This is a genomic window from Algoriphagus boseongensis (assembly GCF_004362805.1).
Lineage (GTDB): Bacteria > Bacteroidota > Bacteroidia > Cytophagales > Cyclobacteriaceae > Algoriphagus > Algoriphagus boseongensis.
On the sequence record NZ_SNYF01000008.1, the window covers coordinates 71849 to 92190 of the forward strand.

Sequence of the window (20342 nt, forward strand, 5' to 3'; positions counted from 1 at the left end):
AAATCAGGTATTTCTATGGAATCTCCAATCGTTTTAACTCAAGTAGAAAACAGGGTAGGCTTTATCATTTTGAATAGGCCGGAAAAACGAAATGCGCTGAGCCCTCAATTGATCAAAGAATTGGGAGAGGCTTTTTCGGCCATGGAGAAAAATCAAGATGTCAAAGTTGTGGTTTTGAAAGGCGAGGGGAAGGCGTTCTGCGCTGGCGCTGACTTAGATTACATCCAAGAGATGCAAAACTTTACTTTTGAAGAAAACCTAACCGATAGCCGAAGGCTGAAGGATCTTTTTCTTCAGATTTATGAGTTTCCCAAGGTCGTGATCGCACAGGTTGAGGGACATGCCTTGGCCGGGGGGTGTGGTTTGGTTACGGTTTGTGATTTTGCTTTTGCGGTACCTCATGCACTTTTTGGTTTCACGGAGGTCAGGATAGGCTTTATTCCTGCCTTGGTTTCGGTTTTTTTAGGAGAAAAAATAAATCAAGGAAAAGCTTCTGAACTATTACTCTCAGGTGAATTGATCTCCGCAGAAAAGGCCAAGGATTTCCAACTGATTTCGGAGGTAATGGAGCCAGAATCGATCGCTGAAAAAGTGGATCAGTTTGCCCAGAATCTGGTAAAAGACAATTCAGGATTTTCCATGATGGAAACCAAAAGCATGTTGCGTTCTTTTTCCAGAAAGGCGAGAATTGATGCCTTGGAAACGGCAGCAGAACTCAATGCCAAAGCCAGATCCCATGAGGATTGCAAAAAAGGGATAGCAGCATTCCTTGCCAAAACCAAACCTGAGTGGTGATGGAAAATCAACTCAGAGAGATTTTGCAGCAGGTTTTTGGATTTGAGGATTTCCGTCCAGTCCAAAAGCAGGTGATTCTTTCTGTAGTCCAAGGGAAAAATACGCTCGCTCTTTTGCCTACCGGAGGAGGTAAAAGTCTTTGCTATCAATTGCCCGGAATAGCTAAAGAGGGGATTTGCCTGGTAGTTTCTCCCTTGATCGCCTTGATGAAAGATCAGGTGGATCAGCTCAAAGCCAGAGGAATAAAAGCTGCGGCAATTTTTTCGGGGATGAGTTTGCGAGAAATTGATACAACCCTAGACAATTGCATTTACGGGGATTATAAATTCCTGTATGTTTCTCCCGAAAGGCTAAAATCAGACCTGTTCATTGAGCGATTCAAGCAAATGTCAGTCAATCTCATTGCGGTGGATGAGGCGCATTGTATTTCTCAGTGGGGCTATGACTTTAGACCTTCTTATTTGGAAATCGCTCTGATTAGGGCTCATCACCCCGATGTCCCGGTACTTGCTTTAACAGCCACAGCTACGCCCAAGGTGATTGAGGATATTCTGGAAAAACTGGAGATGAAAGCTCCTTCAGTTTTTCAACAGAGCTTTGCTCGGGAAAACCTGAGCTTCAGTGTCCGTTTGGTTGAAAATAAATTTGAAAAGGGTGTAGAAATTCTCAAAAAAATCCCGGGCTCGGCAATCTGGTATGTAAGAAACCGACAAGGAACTCACCAAATAGCGAAGGCCTTGAATCAGCTTGGCTTTTCGGCCTCAGCCTATCATGCCGGCTTATCAACCGAGGAAAGGTCGCATAGGCAGGATGCCTGGAAGGCCAATCAGGTTCGCGTGATGGTGAGTACAAATGCCTTTGGGATGGGAATTGATAAGCCCGATGTGCGGGTGGTTATTCATACAGACCTCCCTGAAAATTTGGAAAATTATTACCAGGAAGCAGGTCGAGCTGGAAGAGATGGGAAAAAATCCTTTGCTGTTCTGATTTCCAATGAACAGGACTTTGAGCAATTACTATCCAGATCAGAGATGGTTTATCCTCCTTTGGATTTTTTGAGAAAGGTCTATCAATGCCTTGCTAATTATTTCCAAATGGCTGTAGGAAGTAATATGCTCAGCAGTTTTGACTTTGAACTTGCTGATTTTTGCAATACTTATAATCTCCAGGTTTTGGAGATGTTTTATGCGCTGAAGGTGCTAGAGGAGGAGGGCTTTGTGGAATTGAATGAGAGTTTCTTTGCTCCCTCTCGCATTCATTTTTTAGTGAATCCAAGCCAACTCTATGAGATTCAGATCAAATATGAAAAGTTGGATCCAGTGATCAAGATGCTACTTAGGACTTATGGAGGGAATCTTTTCTCGGAATACATCAAGATTCAGGAATTCAAGCTGGCCAAATCTCTTGATATGAAAGAGAGAGATTTGATTCAGGCTCTGAATCAATTGGCTAAGCTCGAGGTAGCGGATTACGATCAGCGAAAGGATAAGCCTCAGCTGACCTTTCTTACTCAGCGATATGATGCAGGGAAATTGCCCCTGAATTTCAAAAGGATTGCAGAGCGAAAGAAATTGACCCAGGACAATGCCAACCTAATGGTTAATTATGCCAAACAAACCCGGATCTGCAGGACTCAATTTATTCAGGAGTATTTTGGAGAAAATACCGACCGAGCTTGCGGAATTTGCGATATCTGTCTGGAAAGTAAAAAAGCTGATCAGCCCCTGAGTTCTGAAGAAAAGTTAAAGAACTTGATTCTGGAAACTTTAGCCCAAGGTGGAGAGTTTACTGAACACGGGCTATTTGATCAGATTAGAAAACCTACTTCCCCGCAAAATCTTAGCGTTTTGAGGCAATTGGTAGATCAAGGATTGGTCAATAGAAATGAAAACGGAATACTCAACTTAACCTTCGATGGGAAATTTTCTGGATGATTTGTTCAAAAAGGTCTTCAATACTGAAGCCAAACAGCCAGTAAATTTCAAGGAGAATTTTACGGTGAAAGAGGGGGATTTTAAGGAAGTGGAAGTTTGGCAAAACAGCGAAGAGGCAGAAAAGCTTTTTGCATTAGTTTATAAAAATTACCACTTCAAGAGGACCAATATCCAAGAACATCCACAGGTTCATGTTTTCAGTTCTCCTTATGCAAACGGATTTGCAGTGAGTTATGAAGCTCCCTTTGACCCGAAATCTTTTTCCCTGCTTTTCTTGGCTTTAAGCAGACGTATCTTAGATTTGGGATATAGGCAGGTGAGTTTGGATAGAAAATTTGAAGAAATTAACGAGCAGGTCAGATTGACCGAGAAGTTTTACTTCAAACCACCCATTCAAGATATTTCCGAAGGGGAATTGATTTCCCAGTTATTTGGAAATATTGCTCTGGAAAAAATATCAATTGACAATCAACCCAGTTATATCAAACTACTGGCGACGGTATATTCCGATCGTCTTTATCACGATGCCGATACATTCGATAACCTGATGGATCGGCTATTCGAAACCCTTTGAAATGAACAGAATCCAACTGAAAGACCAACTCGAAAACTACCGAACTCCTTACGAAGAAGAAGCTGAATTTATCCAAGATTTTATTGAGTTGACCTCAGATCCTTTGGCTTTTAAAAGGGAGAGGCTAGAAGGTCATTTCACTGCCTCTGCCTGGATTGTCAATAAAAAAAGAACCCATACACTTCTGACCTTGCATCGCAAGTTGGGACGTTGGCTACAATTAGGTGGTCATGCGGACGGAAATGAAAATCTATTGGAAGTGGCCATGAAAGAAGCTCAGGAAGAAAGCGGGCTTCAATCTTTAAGCATGGTTGATTCCACGATTTTCGATATTGACAAACATATCATTCCGAATCGTCCCCACGTGCCTGAGCATTTTCATTACGATGTGCGTTACCTATTGGAGGCCGATATCAAAGAACCCCTCCAAATGAGTGATGAAAGCATCTCTTTGGCTTGGATCGCCTTTGATTCTGTGGTGGATATGATCGGATACAATCCTTCCATCCTTCGAATGTTAGAGAAAACCAGCAAATCAGAAATTCTTCTTTAATGGCTTCAGTTGATTGGGATCAGTTGAATCAGGAGTATAAGTTTTCCACTCCGATTCAAATCCGTTTTTCAGATATCGATGGATATCTCCACGTGAATAATGGAATCTATTTTAGTTACTTCGAGCACGCGAGGGCAGTTTTTTTATACAAAGTAGCTGGATGGAATGTCCTCACCGTGGGTACTGTGGTGGGTAGAATTGAGATCGATTACCTGCGCCCAATTCATTTGGAAGACCAAGTAGAAGCTTTGGTTCGATGTTCCAGAATTGGGAATGCATCATTTGACTTGGAGCAGCTTTTGGTTGGGAAAAATGCACAGGGAGAATCCCATGTTTTTGCCAAGTGCAAATGTGTAATGGTAGCCGTGGATATGAAAACCATGAAGCCAGTTTCTGTTCCCGAGGAATACCGTTTGAAGTTGGCCGACTCCTAAGCCGCAAAATCCCTATCTTTGCCGAAAATTTTACCCAAGTGAAAAAACTAGGAATTATCGCCTTGCTGCTGGCAAGCATTTTCGCCTGCTCTCCCAGCGAGGAGGAGCTTCAAAAAGCTGGAATTGAACAAATGGATGCCCAGGCTTGGCCACAGGCGGTTAAGATATTTAATCAGTTATTGGAGAAAAACCCAAACAATGCAATCGCCTTGAATGCAAAGGGAGTTGCGCTTTTTCAGCAAGGGAAAATTCAGGAAGCTATTCCAGTTTTTGATTTGGCGATAAAGGCAGATTCTACCAGCTATAAACCTTGGTTTAACCGTGGAAATGCTAAGATGGAATTGGAAAAATATAAGGAAGCATTAGCCGACTTTAATATTGCAACAGCCTTGGATGCTGCTCAGTCCGATATCTATTTTAATCGAGGCACTGCACTTTTGAATATGGAAGAGTATGAAGATGCCTTGTTGGATTTTCAGACTGTGCTTCAAGCTAATCCTAATCAAGCAGAAGCTCATTTTAGAAAAGCTAAAGCCGAACTTGGAATGAACGATCCCATTCATGGAATGGAAAGTTTGACCAACACGGTTAATTTGGATCCGAAAAATGCTGAGGCATATTACCTGCTTGGAGTGACTCGTATGAGCGCTTTAGGTCAGAAAAATGAAGGTTGTGCTGATTTGAAAATGGCACTTTCCCTTGGATATGCTAAGGCAGAATCTTGGATCAAAGACTTTTGCGAGGAATAACATGGCTCAAATCGGCAAAGACCTTGACTTGGCAAAATCCTTTCTCGAGAAAGGAGAATTGGTGGGGATTCCCACCGAGACAGTCTATGGACTAGCTGGAAATGCATTAAATTCTGGGGCAGTTGCCTCAATTTTTGAAACTAAAAACAGACCAAGCTTCGATCCCCTGATCCTTCATACTTCTTCCTTAAAAAGAGCGGAGGAGTTTGTTTCGGAGTTTCCAGAGAAATTAAAAATCCTGGCAGAAGCCTATTGGCCAGGTCCTTTGACTTTGCTTTTGCCTAAAAAAAGCATTGTACCGGATTTGGTCACCTCTGGCCTAGACAGGGTGGCGGTTCGGGTTCCCAATCATTCTTTAACCCTAGAACTTCTTGAGAATTTAGAATTCCCTCTTGCAGCTCCCAGCGCAAATCCTTTTGGGTATATCAGTCCCACGAGACCTGAACATGTGAATTCTCAATTAGGAGATAAAATCCCATATATTTTAGATGGTGGTCCTTGTCAGGTAGGTTTGGAGAGTACGATTGTTGGCTTGGAAAATGGAAGTCCTGTGGTCTATCGCCTTGGGGGCTTGGAGGTTTTTGAAATTGAAAAATTACTTGGAGAGGTGTTGATCAAGGATCATAGTTCCAGTAATCCTTCTGCTCCGGGCCAATTGGAAAGTCATTATTCTCCTAGGAAGCCTTTTGTACTGGGATATCTTCGGACCTTGATTCAGGAGAAAACGGCATCTGGAGTGAATTTTGGGGTGCTGAGTTTTTCGGAGACTTTTTCCGAAGTAGCAAAGGAAAAGCAAATTGCGCTCAGTCCAAATCGGAATTTGCCCGAGGCGGCCCAAAATCTTTTTGCAGCCATGAGAAAATTGGATGAGAGTCCTGTCGACTTGATTCTTTCAGAGCTGATGCCTGAAATTGGACTTGGTCGGGCTATCAATGATCGATTGAAGCGGGCAGCGGCAAAGTAAAATTTTTTCCAGGCCAGAAATTAAGTCTTAGCAATTTGATCATTGCTTTGGGTCGACTTTTGATCGAATTTGCCTTAACTTACCACTCGTTTTTAAAGAAAACCAATCTTCAATCTATTAAACCAAGACTATGAGTTTGAATGTGAAAAATGTGGACAGCTTGAATTTTGCAGGCAAAAAGGCCCTGATTCGCGTAGACTTTAACGTGCCTTTGGATGAAAATCTACAGGTGACAGATGATACCAGAATCCAGGCAGCCGTCCCAACAATCAAGAAAATCTTAAAGGATGGTGGTTCAGCCATTTTAATGTCCCATCTGGGCCGACCAAAGGGTGGTCCCGAGGACAAATATTCCTTGAAACACATCATCCCCGCTGTGGAAGCAGCTTTGGGACAAAAAATAAAATTTGCCAATGATTGCATCGGTGCTGAGGCGGGTGAATTAGCTGCTGGATTGGGCGCAGGTGAAGTTTTGCTTTTGGAAAACCTTCGTTTTTACAAAGAGGAAGAAAAAGGTGACCAAGAATTTGCTGCCAAGTTGGCCAAATTAGGTGACGTGTATGTGAATGATGCCTTTGGAACAGCTCACAGAGCTCATGCATCTACCGCTGTGATTGCAGAGAATTTCTCCCAAAAAGTTGCTGGATATTTGATGGAGTCAGAATTGACCAATGCGGATAAGGTTTTGGGGAATCCTGAAAGACCTTATACCGCCATCATGGGTGGAGCTAAAATTGCCGACAAGATCTTGATCATCGAAAGACTTTTAGAAAAAGTAGATAATCTGATCATAGGTGGAGGTATGTCCTACACTTTTGCTAAAGCCAAGGGAGGAACGATTGGAACTTCCCTATTGGAGGAAGACAAGTTGGACTTTGTGCTTGAATTGATGACTAAAGCCAAGGCAAAAGGGGTAAACCTAATTCTACCTGTTGACACTGTCATTGCGGATAAGTTTTCAAATGAATCAAATCAGGGTTTGGCAACCAGCGGTGAGATTCCAGACAATTGGATGGGATTGGATATCGGGCCAAAGACGCGTGAATTATTCGGAAAAGTGATTTTGGAATCCAAAACTATCCTTTGGAATGGCCCAATGGGAGTTTTCGAAATGGAGTCTTTTGATAAAGGCACCAAAGCGATTGCTGAGTATGTAGCTGAAGCCACCCGTAATGGAGCCTTCTCCCTAATAGGTGGAGGCGACTCTGCTGCTGCCGTAAACAAGTTTGGATACACTGACCAAGTGTCTTATGTGTCCACAGGTGGCGGTGCTTTGCTGGAGCATATGGAAGGGAAAGTACTTCCCGGTGTTGCTGCCCTAGCTGAATAAATCCATAAAAATTTCAGGCCAGCCCGAAAGGCTGGCCTTTCTTTTAAGCTCCCCTTGAAAGTGTAAGTGATAGTTGACCTGCGTGATGGGCGTTGTGAAAAAGAATGTGTGAAAACAGCCTCATTTTTGAGACAGGGCCGAAAAAGGGAGTTTCGATTATTGTAGTCCAATCTTCCTCTGCCGTATTTTTCACCAATTGTTCTAGCATTTGAAATCCAACTTCAATAAGCATTCTACTTTCAGCTACTTCATACCAGTCGCCTTTGTCTTCCTTTCCCATGGTTGTATTGGAAGTAGATGGACTGAAACCAAAGAAGTAACCAAAAAGATTCATGGTTTCTCCGATATGTCTGAATATGAATCCAATACTTGCTGTTTTGGGATTTAGTCTCCAAGTGGAGTTTTCTTGATTGATTTTTTCAAAAGCGAAGGAACAGGTTAACTTATTTTGTTCCAACATTTCTTTTAATAGATGGCTCACGCTACTCATTGATAATCGAATTAAATTAGAATTGGACCTCTACCAACACAGGAAAGTGATCTGAAGGATACTTTTTCCCATAATTATCAGTCAAAATTCCATGTCGTAGAACGTTAACTTTTCCATTCACAAAGATGTGGTCAATGATTCCATCAGGCATTTTTTCCCAATCAAAACCAGTAAAGGTCCCTTTCGGTCCATAGGAAGGGAGCTGAGATACTAAACGGGCGTCTTTCCATTCAGAATGGGAGATGATCGTTGTGTAAGCTGGATTTTCAGGAGTGACATTAAAATCCCCCATCCAGATGACAGGAAGGTTTTCCGTGTTGATTGCCTTGATTTTTTCTAAAACCAACTTGCTACTCTCCTCTCTGGCTTTCTGCCCAATGTGGTCATAATGGATGTTGAAGACATAAAATCTTTCTCCTGCTTGATCTTTGAATCTTCCCCAGGTGCAGATTCGGTTGAGGGCAGCATCCCAACCTTTGCTAGGCTTTTCGGGAGTTGGAGAAAGCCAAAAAGTCCCTGAATCTTCCAGCTCATAGAGTTTGGGATCAAAGTGAATCGGGGAAAATTCTCCCTTATCCATTCCATCGTCCCTGCCTACTCCAATCGAATTATATCCAAGGCCTTCATTGAGCTGCTTCATTTGGTGAGCTAGGGCTTCTTGAGTACCAAAAAGGCCGATTTGATGAAATTGAATCAGTTGAATCACATGAGGAGCCCGGTCTTTCCAAAGATTTCCCTCATCATTTGGATTGTCCCAGCGGATATTGAAAGTTGCGAATCGGTGCGTTTGAGCGATTATAGCATTGCTTACCATGAAGGAAAGAAAAGCCCCGAGAAAGATAGATTTCAGATTTAGAAAGCACATTAAATATGAACTAATTGGTGAAAAAAGACTTATACCTTTAAAATTGCATGTTATTTTGATCAAATGAAAAGTATTTATCCCAAAGACCTTAAGACCCAAGATTTACAGGCTGTGCTTCAAAGTGTGGTTGCTCCACGTCCAATTGCATTCGCAAGTACAATTGATAAGGAAGGAAATGTAAATCTAAGTCCGTTCAGTTTTTTTAATCTTTTCAGTGCCAATCCTCCAATTTTGGTTTTTTCTCCTTCCAGAAGAGTTAGGGACAATTCGACCAAACATACGCTTGATAATGTTTTGGAAGTGCCGGAAGTGGTCATACATGTGGTGGGATTTGATTTGGTTGAGCAGCTTTCCTTGGCAAGTACTGAATATCCAAAGGGAGTAAATGAATTTGTGAAAGCGGGTTTAAGCAGCCTTAAATCTGATTTGGTCTCCCCACCGCGGGTCAAAGAAGCTCCAGTTGCCATAGAATGTAGGGTAGTAGAAGTGAAAGCTCTAGGAACTGAGGGGGGGGCAGGGAATCTCGTAATCTGCGAGGTTGTAAAAATCCATTTGGACGAAAAAATCCTGGATGAAAATGGAATGGCAGATCCAAGAAAATTGGAGCCGGTGGCCAGATTAGGAGGGAATTGGTATTCCCGGGTGACTTCAGAGTCTCTTTTTCAAATTCCTAAACCCCTTACTACGCTTGGAATTGGAGTAGATAGCATTCCTGATATTATTAGAAATAGCCCTGTTTTGACAGGAAATAACTTGGGGAGACTTGGGAATGTAGAACAGCTCCCAACTTTAGAAGAGCTTGTAGCATTTGCTCAGACTGAGCCAATGGTAGAAATGAGGATCAGGTTTCAAAATGACCCTGAGTCTTGGCTTGACCATCTCCATAGATGGGCCAAGGAAGAACTTGAAAAAGGGTATGTGGACTTGGCCTGGAAAATATTGTTACAAAAGCAGGATGTACTTTAAAAGGTTCGTTCCCAATTAGCATCTGTACATTGAGACTTGTGAAGTCAGCATGTAGATTTATAAACACCGCCAAGCCTTCAACTCCGCTCAGTCTGACAAAAAAAGGGACCCTACTTATGGGGTCCCTTTTTGCTTATTTAATTTTTATTTCTTGAGGCATTCGCACCTGAATTCCTTGGTAATTCTTGATTCTATTGATGTTTTGATAGGTTGGATAAAGGTCTCCAAGTTGGGCTTGTAGAACTTTCGCCTGAACCTTATCCGTAAAGGAGGTCATGAATTCCTCAAACCAAGGTTTCTTTTCTGGATAGTAAACTACCCGATAATCCTCACCTGCTCCGATTTTATTGGCCGCCAATTCAATAGCGGTATCCAGTCCACCCAAAACATCCACGAGACCTCTGGCTTTAGCTTGATTTCCTGTCCAAACTCTTCCAGAAGCTACTTTTCTTACCGAATCAGGATGCATTCCCCTTCCTTCAGCCACTCTGGAGATGAAGGTTTCATAGCCTTCCTCAACTCCTGATTGGATAATAGTTCTTTCTACTTCAGTGAGTGGTCTTCCGGGATTCATGAAATCTGAAAGTTGTCCTGTGGAAACCACATCGGTTGTTATTCCAAGCTTATCATTCAAAAGCTCTTGAACATTAAACCATAGTCCAAAAATTCCAATCGAACCGGTGATGGTATTGGGTTGGGCTACGATGGTATCAGCTGGAGCAGAAATGTAATATCCTCCAGAAGCAGCAACTTCACCCATGGAAACATAAAGAGGCTTAGCCTTTTTGGCTTCGGACATTTCTCTCCAGATTACTTCTGATGCCAAAATTGATCCTCCTGGAGAATTCACTCGAAGTACGATTGCTTTGATATTATCATCTTTTCTTGCCTTGCGGATTTCCTTCGCAAATTTTTCTGAACTGATGACGCCTTCCACATTTCCATCAACAATTTCGCCTTCTGCAATAATTACCGCAATCCTATTTTTGGAGGTGATGTTTTTACTTTTGGCCAAAGAGGCAAGGTCGGTAGCATTGATGGTAGAAATCTCATCATCCTCCCCAATTCCTAGTTTCTCGCGAAGTTTGGCGTGGACTTGATCTTCGTATAGAAGCTCTTTTGCCAATCCGTAAGTCAAGGCATCCTTAGGCCTTTTTACCAGCATTTCATTGTTGATTTTCGTAAGGCTGTCTTTTGACATTCCTAAGCTTTGAGCAATTATACCCAAAGCCTCTGAGTTGATATCATCCAAGAAAAATTGGGTTTGAAGCCTATTTTCAGGACTCATTTTATCCAAAATAAAAGGCTCGACTGCACTTTTGAATTCACCTACTCTAAATACTTCCGGCTGGATTCCAACTTTTTCAAAGAATCCTTTCAAGAATATGGATTCAGAAGCAAACCCATTGAAATCAATTCCACCAAGTGGGTTGAGATAAACTTCATCCGCTACAGATGCCAGGAAATATCCTCCTTCGGTAAAGGCTTCGTCATACGCCAAAATGAATTTTCCTGAAGATTTAAAATCTTCCAAAGCTTTTCTCAATTCCAGCAAATTGGCCTGACCGGCCATAATCATACCTGTTCTGAGGTAGATTCCTTTGATCTTGTCGTTGGTCTTGGCTTCTGCGATTGCTTTTTTCAAATTCACAAGGCCAGCGTTCATTTGATTTCCAAAGGGATTTCCAAAAGAACCTAAATTCAACTCGTCATCTGAAGTCCGCTCTACTAGCATTCTTCCATTCAAATTGAGTTGAAGAATAGTGTTTTCTTTCAGGCTCACCTCTTTTTCTGAGGAAGAAGCGATCATCCCAATGATTCCAATGAAAATCAAAAAGCTGAGAATACTGAAAATAAAAAGCCCAACAATGACTGCTAATACGTTACCTAGAAATTTCATATAAACTTATTTTGGTGGCAAATTAACCTAAATTGTCCTACGTATAAAATCACTTAAGTGATAAGCGATGCAAACTGAGGTTGTATTAAGTCTAGGAGGGAACAAAGGAGATCGGGAAAAGTTGCTTTTTCGAGCCATTGAATCTCTCAATGATCATTTTCAGTTGATTAGGGTTTCAAAAATTTATGAGACTACCGCATGGGGAGGTGTGGCCAAAGGCAATTTTTTAAATCAGCTTGCGATCATCTTTACTGGTTTGGGGCCAGAGGAAGTTTTGGAAATCATTCAGCAAATTGAACATGATTTAGGCCGGCAGCGCCATGAACCTTGGGGAGATAGGACCATGGATATTGACATTTTGTACTTTGGAGATCAAATTCTTTCCACTGAAAAACTTAAAATTCCCCATCCCTTTATTGCAGAGAGAAAGTTTATTCTGGTTCCCTTAGCTGAAATTTTACCTGAAAAAATTAATCCTGTTTTAGGAAAGAATTCTGTGGAAATGCTGGAAGAATGCAAGGATCAGGAGGAAGTAAAGCTTTATAAAAAAATAAATCCCGCCATTTGACGGGGTTTGAATTTATAGTCCGGATACTTCTGCTTCTGGGTGAATTTTTTTCACCAAACCTTGTAAAACCTTTCCGGGTCCACATTCCACAAATTGAGTTGCCCCGTCTTTTACCATGTTTTGAACTGATTGGGTCCATTTCACTGGAGCAGTAAGCTGGGCAATTAAGTTTTTCTTGATTTCCTCAACATCAGAGACAGCCGTGGTACTTACGTTTTGGTAAACAGGACAGCTAGGTTTGCGAAACTGAGTGGCCTCGATAGCCTTCTGAAGTTTCTCCCGTGCAGGTTCCATCAGAGGAGAGTGAAAAGCTCCGCCCACAGGTAGGGGAAGGGCTCTTTTTGCTCCAGCAGCCTTCATTTTTTCGCAGGCGATTTCGATTCCTTTGTTAGAGCCGGAAATTACCAATTGTCCTGGGCAGTTGTAATTGGCGGGAACGACCACTTCCTCAGTTATTTCAGCGCAGATTTCTTCCACTTTTTCATCCGCCAATCCTAAGATTGCTGCCATAGTGGAAGGGTTAATTTCACAGGCTTCCTGCATGGCCATTGCCCGCTGATAAACCAATTTCAATCCGTCTTCAAAAGCCAAAGTTCCGTTGGCTACCAAAGCTGAAAATTCACCCAAAGAATGACCTGCAACCATGTCAGGAGCAAAATCAGGAGTGGTTTTGGCCAAAACGACAGAATGCAAAAAGATCGCAGGCTGTGTTACTTTGGTTTGCTTGAGTTCCTCTTCAGTTCCTTCAAACATGATGTCTGTAATCCGGAATCCCAGGATTTCGTTCGCTTTTTCGAATAATGCTTTTGCTTCAGCATTTTCTTCGTAAAGTGATTTTCCCATTCCCGGGAATTGGGCTCCTTGGCCCGGAAAAACGAATGCTTTCATAGAAGTAGTTTTGATTTTCAATGGACCAATGGTGTTCCAAGTTGATCCTTGATTGCGGCACAAATATAGCCCTTTTGTCAAAAGTCAAGAATTGGGGTTTATACGACTGGTAAAGTGGATATTAGATAAAATCCTCCTTTTGAAATTAAAATTTCTGAGTAAAGACTTCTCCTTAACCACCTACCCGGATTCTCTTTTATTGGAAATTTATTTTTAGATATTTGCCACATGGATTTTCAAATTCTGATTAACAACCTGACGAATCCGAGTTTACTCTTTTTCGTCTTGGGTATTTTGGCAGTTCGGTTTAAGAGTGATCTTGAAATTCCCGGAACCAGTGCCAAATTCATTGCGCTTTATTTGATGCTTTCCATTGGATTTAAGGGAGGGCAGGAGTTATCTCACAGCGCATTCACCCTTGATATTCTTTGGGCTTTGGTATTTGGCTTGGTGCTTTCAGCAGGGATTCCTTTTTATACGTTTTTCTTGACTAAAAATCGTCTAGGAGTAGCCAATGCCGCCGCCATAGCCTCAGCCTATGGATCTATCTCGGCAGTTACTTTTGTGGCCGCTGTAAGTTTTCTTGACCTACAAGGGGTCAGCTTTGGTGGACACATGGTAGCCGTTATGGCATTGATGGAGGCTCCAGCGATTATTTCTGGGGTGATTTTGCTGAGAAAATATTCAGAAAAGAAGCAGAAAGGTGGGATGAAAGAAATCGTGGTTCATGCCTTTACCAATGGATCGGTTTTGCTGATCATGGGAAGTTTGGTCATTGGACTGATTGCAGATGAGCAGCAGGCAGAAGGAATCAAGCCTTTTGTTACCGATATTTTCAAAGGATTTTTGGCGGTATTCTTATTGGATATGGGAATTCGCAGTGGGAAAAAGCTCAAGTCCTTTTTCAAAACAGGGTATTTCTCTGCTCTCTTTGCGATTTTTGTTCCTTTGGTAAATGGCTGCGCAATCGCTTTACTCAGCCATTGGATTTCTCCGGAGGCTGGAGATCGTTTGATTTTTGCGATTTTGGCTGCTTCCGCATCTTATATTGCCGTGCCTGCAGCGATGAAACTTGCGAACCCTGAAGCAGATGAGGGGCTGTATGTACCTATGGCTTTGGCAATCACTTTCCCTTTCAACATCACCTTTGGCATGCCCTTCTATTGGATGATCATCCAGAGCTTTTAATTCGGAAGCTTTTCCAAGGTTAAAAATTTTGCTTTTTCTTCCGGAGTGGGAAGTCGGCAAGTCGTCTTTTTCCCAAACCAGGAGTATCGGTTTTTGCCTATCCAATCATAAACTGGATCTCTAAGCCAGGCTGGGAGAATAATTAATGGATAAAAAATCGGCCAAAGCCCTGAAAGGTTTTTGGCAATTTTTAATGCTGCGGTACTTCTAAAGAATATTTTTCCTTCCTCAACCAATACCAAAGAATCCAGGTAATCTGTCCTTGCATTGAATTTTTGCAGGAGGATTTTTCCAGCTTCCTCCTGCAATGCCCCGACGAGAAAAAGGTTCTTTTTGTCCCTTTTTAAAATAAAATCAATCGAGGCATTGCAGAGGTTACAGACTCCGTCAAATAGGATAATGGATTTCTCCATTAGCGGAGAATTTGAATGGTTCCTTTAAGTTCTCGTTCTTTCAAAGCTGGATCCAAGACATCGAAATAGACTTTTCCGGAATAGAAATAGGTTCCAGCTGGCAAGTCATTTCCATTTTTGTCTTTTCCATCCCATCGGATGAAAATATCATTTTCGTTGCTCTCCAAGCTGTTGTATCGGAATACTTCAGCGCCCCATCGGTTGACAATAAACAAGTCTACCGCAGTGACGAATCGTGGACAGGCTGAGAATGGGTTGTCAAAAGCGATGAAGGTATCGTTATTTCCGTCCCCATTTGGAGTAAATGCATTTGGCAGATTATACACTGGGCAATTGTCCACACAAACTATATTGCTTGGCTCACTTTCATTACCTGATCTGTCAACTGCAGTGATATAGTAGCAGCCTCTATAAGTAGGCAAATTGGTGATTTTAGTGGCAGTTTGAATAGAAGGATATTCTCCTATCAGATTAAAGGTTCCTTCTTCTCCGTCAGGAGTGAAGTATAATCTATAGCCACTTAGCTCATCGTCGCAATCCCCAGAGAAATCAGGTTCCCAACTCAGGTCATGTTCAAATCTATTAGAACCACAAGGCTGCTCAGCTACAAATGCTGCGCATTCCGGACCTTCAAAAGTCAATACAGGCGCGCAAGGTAGTCTGTTGTCGTCCGGCTTTGCACAAGTAATCTGGGACTTGTTTTCCAGAGGATATACCAAACCGTCTACATTGTAGGCCCCTTTGGTAATCACATAATAGCAGTAGTCTAATTCCTTCTTAAGCGGTACTCCATTAAAGCTGCCGTCATCCAAGTATTTGAAACCACCTGTGGTAACGTCTACCTCGGCAATTTTTACAAAGGTATCCTCGTCTTGGGCGGCTGCGTCGGTTCTATTTCTCCACACTTCATGTTTGTATTGAGAAATTTGATTGTTCCAAGGCACGTTGAAGGCCCATTTCAGTTCAATTGCCTCGTTAATAATGGTAGGTTCCAGCCTTACAGAAGAAGCCGAAGAGGAAGTATCAATTTTTATATTTTGATCCAGCAAGACCACTTTATAATTGTATACCAGATTCTCCGTATTCAGTCCCGTATCTGTGAAAAGAGTATCTGAAGTTATTCCTAGGGAAGTTCTGTTTTGTGTTCCGGTAAACCCTTCACTTCGAAGTAATTCATAGGTATACGGGCCAGGAAACTGAGTTTTGTCTATGTCATATGGAGGGGTCCATTTTACGAAAATCTCACCTGTTTGCGTATCAGTTGCTTCAATACTCACATTGGTAATGATTGGGACATCGACATCGATAGTGATACAGATTTCTTCTGAAACGATACTTTGACCAGAGCGAGGGTCAGGGAATGCCGCCACGAGTCTATAGCAATAAGTATTACCTGGAGCTAAACCTTCGCCTCCGTTTAAATCAGTAAAATTGAAGGTTTTCATATCGGTAATTCCCACCAATTCATAACCAGCTCGAATTCCCGTTTCGCAAGAATCTGGGACATAAGGGTCAGAGTTGATTCTTCTCCAGATTTGCATTTCTGAAGCAGAATTGGCACAAACGTAAGGATCCCACTTCAGCTCCACCGTTCTACCTGGCTGCTGGATCAAGTCATCCCAAACGGGAGGAGGACCCACTACTTTAATTCTCCACGTCTGTATATCTACCAATGAAGGGCCTGATCTTGGTTGATCGGAGATACGAACTCGGACGTCATATTCTCTCGCTCTTACGTGGTTGCAGACAGTTTGCCATTTGAAATTGACAATTCCAGGCTGTGGTTGGAAAGTGTTTTTAGGCGAATAATCGGCCGGAGAAGCATTAATTTCTATAGGTTCTCCATAAACTTCAATTTTTATTGGATCCCCATCTGGGTCGGAGCCTTGGATAATCTCTTCGATCAAAGTTCCTGCTTCCACGCATAGATCGGGAGGTAAAATCAGCTCAGGCCTTCTGTTATTTGAGTTTTCAATGATGATTTGCATGTCTCGGACCACATATCCGATTTGCTCAAATTTCCCGTCTATTTTTCTCCACTCGATAATTCTAAAGGCCACATTAAACTGGCCAGCGGTACCAGGCGCATCCCAGATCAAATCCCCGAAAACCGGATCAATACCTAAAACAGCGGGAGTTGATCCATCTTGTTTGCTTTTGCTGAATTCAGCATTTGCTGGGCTTCTGTAGTTGTTAACTTCTCTTTGAAAAGCCTGCTTGGGGATGTCCATGACATAGGAAAGGCTGTCTCCATCTGGATCATAAGCACCTGGATTGTGGATATAGCGGACATTTACAGCTCCATTGTCTACTGGAGGAATGGTCAAAACTGGAGAATTATTAACTCCGATAAATGGATCGATGTTGATTTCAGTTTCAACATAAAAAGGGGTTTCCACCGAATTATCCATGTTTAGGGTCAAATCATTTCGGTTGAATTCCTGAAATCGGATTTTGTATCTTCCCGGACCCTGAAAAGTATGGGTAATTACGAAAGTGTTTTTTTCAATTTGGTCACCCAAGTCTTCTACCAAAGAAAAATCACTTTCTGTATTCAATTGCTCTTCTCTTCCATCTCCGAAGTTGATTCTTCCGGGACCAAAGACCACACTGGATCTCGTATCTGTATAACCTACCACCGTAATTCGGTAAGTTAAGGTTTGCACAGAAATTCGCTCAGCGATAATTTCACCTGCCCGAATGTGTGTTGCAAAAGATTCTATTACTATCCCAAATAGGGAAATGAAAAATGCAACAAGCGAAAGTTTAAGCTTCATGTTGGTCGACTTTGGTCTTTGTATTTCTGAAAACGCCCCAGCTTTGGGAAAAGTTACTGAAGCTATATTCAAAATCTTAATTCCGTTTACGGATTTCACTCAAGAAAGGAGAAAATCAGGTGTTTTTCAAACAATAAAAATAAACACTCTGTTGGGAAGAAGATTAAAAACAGTAGAAAAGGTGAAGAGATGTCTTATTTAGAACAATTTAAAATAGACGAGTGGTAGGTGATTCGATTGTTTGCTGTCACTACTGCTTGTAAATTTGGCCGCAATATTTAAGCAAAAAGAATTTCTTTATAAACTAATCGTAAACTTGTATGAGTTGGGTTACAAAAACCTTAAGTAGCTCCTTGGGCAGAAAGTTGATCATGGCCTTGACCGGGCTTTTCCTGATCCTTTTTCTCACAGGTCACGTTTCTGGAAACATGCTTCTTTTCAAAGGAGATGGTGGTGAGGCATTTAATATCTATGCCAAATTCATGACTACCAATCCTGCAGTAAAGTTGCTTTCCTATTTGACCTACATCTCTGTGATCGGTCACGTGATTTATTCCATTGTACTTTCCCAGAAAAACAAATCAGCTCGTCCGATCGGTTATGCTGAATCCAAAGCCTCAACTAGCAGCGCTTGGAATTCCAGAAATATGGGGGTTTTGGGTACAATCATTTTAATTTTCTTGGTCGTCCACCTTCAAGGGTTCTGGGCAAAAATGCATTGGGGAGAAGTTCCAATGGTTACCTACGGTGAAGAGGAATACAAAAATCTTTACCTAATCGTCAACGAGGCCTTCAAACAAGAATGGTTGGTTGCCTTATATGTGATTTCCATGGGTTTCTTAGGATTTCACTTGTCTCATGGTTTTGCCTCTGCATTTCAAACCTTGGGATTGAATCACAAGAAATATACTCCGGCAATCCAGGCTATTGGCAAAGTCTATAGCATCTTGGTTCCTGTGCTCTTCGCAGCCATGCCTCTTTACATTTATTTCACTAGCTAATCTATCGTCCCAATATGATACTAGATTCAAAAATACCTGCTGGCCCTTTAGCTGAAAAATGGACTAAGCATAAGTTTACCAGTAAACTGGTCAATCCAGCGAACAAAAGAAAATACGATGTAATTGTAGTGGGAACTGGTTTGGCAGGAGCTTCAGCAGCAGCCTCTTTGGCTGAGTTGGGGTACAATGTCAAAGCATTTTGTTTCCAGGATAGCCCGAGGAGAGCGCACTCCATTGCTGCTCAGGGTGGAATAAATGCTGCAAAAAATTATCAAAATGACGGCGACTCTGTCTATAGACTTTTCTATGACACCATTAAAGGTGGAGACTATAGAGCAAGAGAGGCCAATGTTTACCGTCTTGCTGAGGTTTCAGTAAATATCATCGACCAATGCGTAGCGCAAGGTGTTCCTTTCGCAAGAGAATATGGAGGACTTTTAGCTAACCGATCTTTTGGTGGTGCTCAGGTTTCCAGAACATTCTACGCACGTGGTCAAACGGGACAGCAATTGCTTTTGGGAGCTTATTCTGCTTTGAGCAGACAAGTTGCCGCCGGTAAGGTTAAACTATATCCACGTACTGAAATGATGGACGTAGTGGTGATCGATGGACAGGCGAAAGGTATCGTTACTAGAAATCTGATTACTGGTGCGGTAGAAACCCATGCAGCTCACGCAGTATTACTTTGCACAGGTGGATACGGTAACGTATTCTTCTTGTCAACCAATGCAATGGGTTCCAATGTGACAGCGGCTTGGAGAGCTCACAAGCGCGGTGCTTACTTTGCGAACCCTTGCTTTACTCAAATTCACCCAACTTGTATTCCTGTTTCTGGGGATCATCAATCCAAGTTGACTTTGATGTCTGAATCTCTCCGAAATGATGGTAGAGTTTGGGTGCCAAGAACACAGGAAATTGCGGATAAGCTTCGTAAGGGCCAGATCAAGGCAAACGACATCAAAGATGAGGACAGAGATTACTTCTTGGAAAGAAAGTACCCATCTTTTGGAAACTTGGTTCCTCGTGACGTGGCTTCCAGAAATGCAAAATATGTCTGCGACGAAGGTCGTGGCGTAAACGAGACTGGAGAAGCAGTATTCTTGGATTTCAGAGATGCTATCAAAAGAGACGGCCGAGATGTAATCGAGCAAAAGTATGGTAACCTTTTTGACATGTATAAGCAGATTACAGGAGAAGATCCTTATCAAGTTCCGATGATGATTTATCCTGCTGTTCACTACACCATGGGTGGCCTTTGGGTGGATTACAACCTGATGACTACGGTCCCTGGCTTGTATGCACTTGGAGAAGCTAACTTCTCAGATCATGGAGCCAACAGACTTGGAGCTTCAGCTTTGATGCAAGGCTTGGCTGATGGTTACTTTGTGATTCCTTATACTCTTGGTGACTATTTGGCTTCTATTCCGCCTAAGAAAGTGGAAGAAAACCATCCTGAATTTGAAAAGGCAAAGGCAGATGTTAAGGCAAGAATTCAAAAATTACTCAGCATCAATGGTTCCAAAACTGTGGATTACTTCCATAAGAGATTGGGTAAAATCATGTGGAATGAGTGCGGAATGGCCAGAACTGAGGAAGGTTTGAAGAAAGCTAAGGCGGATATTCAGGCTCTAAAGAAAGAATTCTGGTCTGATGTTAAAATATTAGGAACCAATGAAGAACTCAATCAATCTTTGGAAAAGGCACACCGAGTGGCGGATTTTATTGAATTGGGAGAGTTGATGGTCGATGATGCTTTGAACAGAAATGAATCTTGCGGAGGACACTTCCGTGAGGAATACCAGACTCCAGAAGGCGAGGCTTTGCGAGATGACGAAAATTTCGCTTACGTGGCTGCCTGGAAATATATGGGCGAAGGAGTACAGGAAGAGCTAAATAAAGAGCCTCTTGTTTTCGAAAATGTGAAACTTACCCAGCGCTCATACAAATAATCAA

The 20342-nt window shown here is 42.1% G+C and carries 19 protein-coding genes; 13 read left to right on the forward strand and 6 right to left on the reverse strand.

Translation table 11 applies throughout. The annotated features are described in order from the left end of the window. Positions 1 to 15: 15 nt before the first annotated feature. The 8 genes from DFQ04_RS14170 (at position 16) to DFQ04_RS14205 (ending at position 7333) form a co-directional block, all read left to right on the forward strand. On the forward strand, positions 16 to 795 hold the full coding sequence (locus tag DFQ04_RS14170; RefSeq protein ID WP_133556989.1) for an enoyl-CoA hydratase/isomerase family protein: 780 nt from the start codon (positions 16 to 18) through the stop codon (positions 793 to 795). Then, complete coding sequence (locus DFQ04_RS14175) at positions 795 to 2729, forward strand: RecQ family ATP-dependent DNA helicase (RefSeq protein ID WP_133556991.1); 1935 nt, start codon at positions 795 to 797, stop codon at positions 2727 to 2729. Before DFQ04_RS14170 ends, DFQ04_RS14175 begins: the two co-directional genes overlap by 1 nt. Beyond that, positions 2710 to 3303 carry a hypothetical protein gene (locus DFQ04_RS14180; protein WP_133556993.1) on the forward strand — a complete coding sequence of 198 codons (594 nt, stop codon included), beginning with the start codon at positions 2710 to 2712 and terminating at the stop codon, positions 3301 to 3303. Before DFQ04_RS14175 ends, DFQ04_RS14180 begins: the two co-directional genes overlap by 20 nt. A gap of 1 nt (position 3304) precedes the next feature. Then, on the forward strand, positions 3305 to 3856 hold the full coding sequence (locus tag DFQ04_RS14185) for an NUDIX hydrolase (RefSeq protein WP_133556994.1): 552 nt from the start codon (positions 3305 to 3307) through the stop codon (positions 3854 to 3856). Then, a complete protein-coding gene (locus DFQ04_RS14190) occupies positions 3856 to 4290 on the forward strand; it encodes an acyl-CoA thioesterase (RefSeq protein ID WP_133556996.1) in 435 nt (144 codons plus the stop codon). Before DFQ04_RS14185 ends, DFQ04_RS14190 begins: the two co-directional genes overlap by 1 nt. A gap of 38 nt (positions 4291 to 4328) precedes the next feature. Next, entirely contained in the window at positions 4329 to 5039 is a 711-nt protein-coding gene (locus DFQ04_RS14195; RefSeq protein WP_243739694.1) for a tetratricopeptide repeat protein, read from the forward strand. Between the two features lies 1 nt (position 5040). After that, positions 5041 to 6003 carry an L-threonylcarbamoyladenylate synthase gene (locus DFQ04_RS14200; protein ID WP_133557000.1) on the forward strand — a complete coding sequence of 321 codons (963 nt, stop codon included), beginning with the start codon at positions 5041 to 5043 and terminating at the stop codon, positions 6001 to 6003. 130 nt (positions 6004 to 6133) lie between these two features. Beyond that, a complete protein-coding gene (locus DFQ04_RS14205) occupies positions 6134 to 7333 on the forward strand; it encodes a phosphoglycerate kinase (protein WP_133557002.1) in 1200 nt (399 codons plus the stop codon). A gap of 43 nt (positions 7334 to 7376) precedes the next feature. On the opposite strand, the gene DFQ04_RS14210 is transcribed toward DFQ04_RS14205, so the two are convergent. Together DFQ04_RS14210 and DFQ04_RS14215 are read right to left on the reverse strand one after the other, a co-directional pair. Beyond that, complete coding sequence (locus tag DFQ04_RS14210; protein WP_133557004.1) at positions 7377 to 7823, reverse strand: DinB family protein; 447 nt, start codon at positions 7821 to 7823, stop codon at positions 7377 to 7379. A gap of 16 nt (positions 7824 to 7839) precedes the next feature. Beyond that, positions 7840 to 8688 carry an endonuclease/exonuclease/phosphatase family protein gene (locus DFQ04_RS14215; protein WP_133557005.1) on the reverse strand — a complete coding sequence of 283 codons (849 nt, stop codon included), beginning with the start codon at positions 8686 to 8688 and terminating at the stop codon, positions 7840 to 7842. Positions 8689 to 8751: 63 nt separating this feature from the next. Here DFQ04_RS14215 and DFQ04_RS14220 point away from each other — a divergent pair, with 63 nt between their 5' ends. Beyond that, positions 8752 to 9654 carry a flavin reductase family protein gene (locus DFQ04_RS14220; protein ID WP_133557007.1) on the forward strand — a complete coding sequence of 301 codons (903 nt, stop codon included), beginning with the start codon at positions 8752 to 8754 and terminating at the stop codon, positions 9652 to 9654. Between the two features lie 133 nt (positions 9655 to 9787). Here DFQ04_RS14220 and sppA read toward each other — a convergent pair whose 3' ends face one another. Next, positions 9788 to 11554, reverse strand: coding sequence for a signal peptide peptidase SppA (gene sppA, locus DFQ04_RS14225; protein WP_133557009.1), 1767 nt, complete (start codon positions 11552 to 11554; stop codon positions 9788 to 9790). Positions 11555 to 11621: 67 nt separating this feature from the next. Here sppA and folK point away from each other — a divergent pair, with 67 nt between their 5' ends. Then, on the forward strand, positions 11622 to 12122 hold the full coding sequence (folK, locus tag DFQ04_RS14230) for a 2-amino-4-hydroxy-6-hydroxymethyldihydropteridine diphosphokinase (RefSeq protein WP_133557011.1): 501 nt from the start codon (positions 11622 to 11624) through the stop codon (positions 12120 to 12122). 12 nt (positions 12123 to 12134) lie between these two features. Here the strand turns inward: folK and fabD are convergent, their stop codons facing one another. Then, complete coding sequence (gene fabD, locus DFQ04_RS14235) at positions 12135 to 13010, reverse strand: ACP S-malonyltransferase (RefSeq protein ID WP_133557013.1); 876 nt, start codon at positions 13008 to 13010, stop codon at positions 12135 to 12137. Positions 13011 to 13238: 228 nt separating this feature from the next. Between fabD and DFQ04_RS14240 the strand changes: the two genes are divergently transcribed. Then, positions 13239 to 14198: a sodium-dependent bicarbonate transport family permease gene (locus tag DFQ04_RS14240; RefSeq protein ID WP_133557015.1), complete on the forward strand. Its 960-nt coding sequence runs from the start codon at positions 13239 to 13241 to the stop codon at positions 14196 to 14198. Here the strand turns inward: DFQ04_RS14240 and DFQ04_RS14245 are convergent. Then, positions 14195 to 14611 (reverse strand): thiol-disulfide oxidoreductase DCC family protein, encoded by a 417-nt coding sequence (locus DFQ04_RS14245; protein ID WP_133557017.1) that lies wholly within the window; start codon positions 14609 to 14611, stop codon positions 14195 to 14197. The two genes, DFQ04_RS14240 and DFQ04_RS14245, sit on opposite strands and share 4 nt — an antisense overlap. Further along, positions 14611 to 17388, reverse strand: a complete 2778-nt coding sequence (locus tag DFQ04_RS14250) for a T9SS type B sorting domain-containing protein (RefSeq protein WP_133557019.1) — start codon at positions 17386 to 17388, stop codon at positions 14611 to 14613. The genes DFQ04_RS14245 and DFQ04_RS14250 overlap by 1 nt, the downstream gene beginning before the upstream one ends. A 320-nt stretch (positions 17389 to 17708) precedes the next feature. Between DFQ04_RS14250 and DFQ04_RS14255 the strand changes: the two genes are divergently transcribed. Both DFQ04_RS14255 and DFQ04_RS14260 read left to right on the forward strand, forming a co-directional pair. Then, positions 17709 to 18389, forward strand: coding sequence for a succinate dehydrogenase cytochrome b subunit (locus DFQ04_RS14255; RefSeq protein WP_133557022.1), 681 nt, complete (start codon positions 17709 to 17711; stop codon positions 18387 to 18389). Positions 18390 to 18403: 14 nt separating this feature from the next. Continuing rightward, positions 18404 to 20338, forward strand: coding sequence for a fumarate reductase/succinate dehydrogenase flavoprotein subunit (locus tag DFQ04_RS14260; RefSeq protein WP_133557023.1), 1935 nt, complete (start codon positions 18404 to 18406; stop codon positions 20336 to 20338). Positions 20339 to 20342 lie beyond the last annotated feature (4 nt).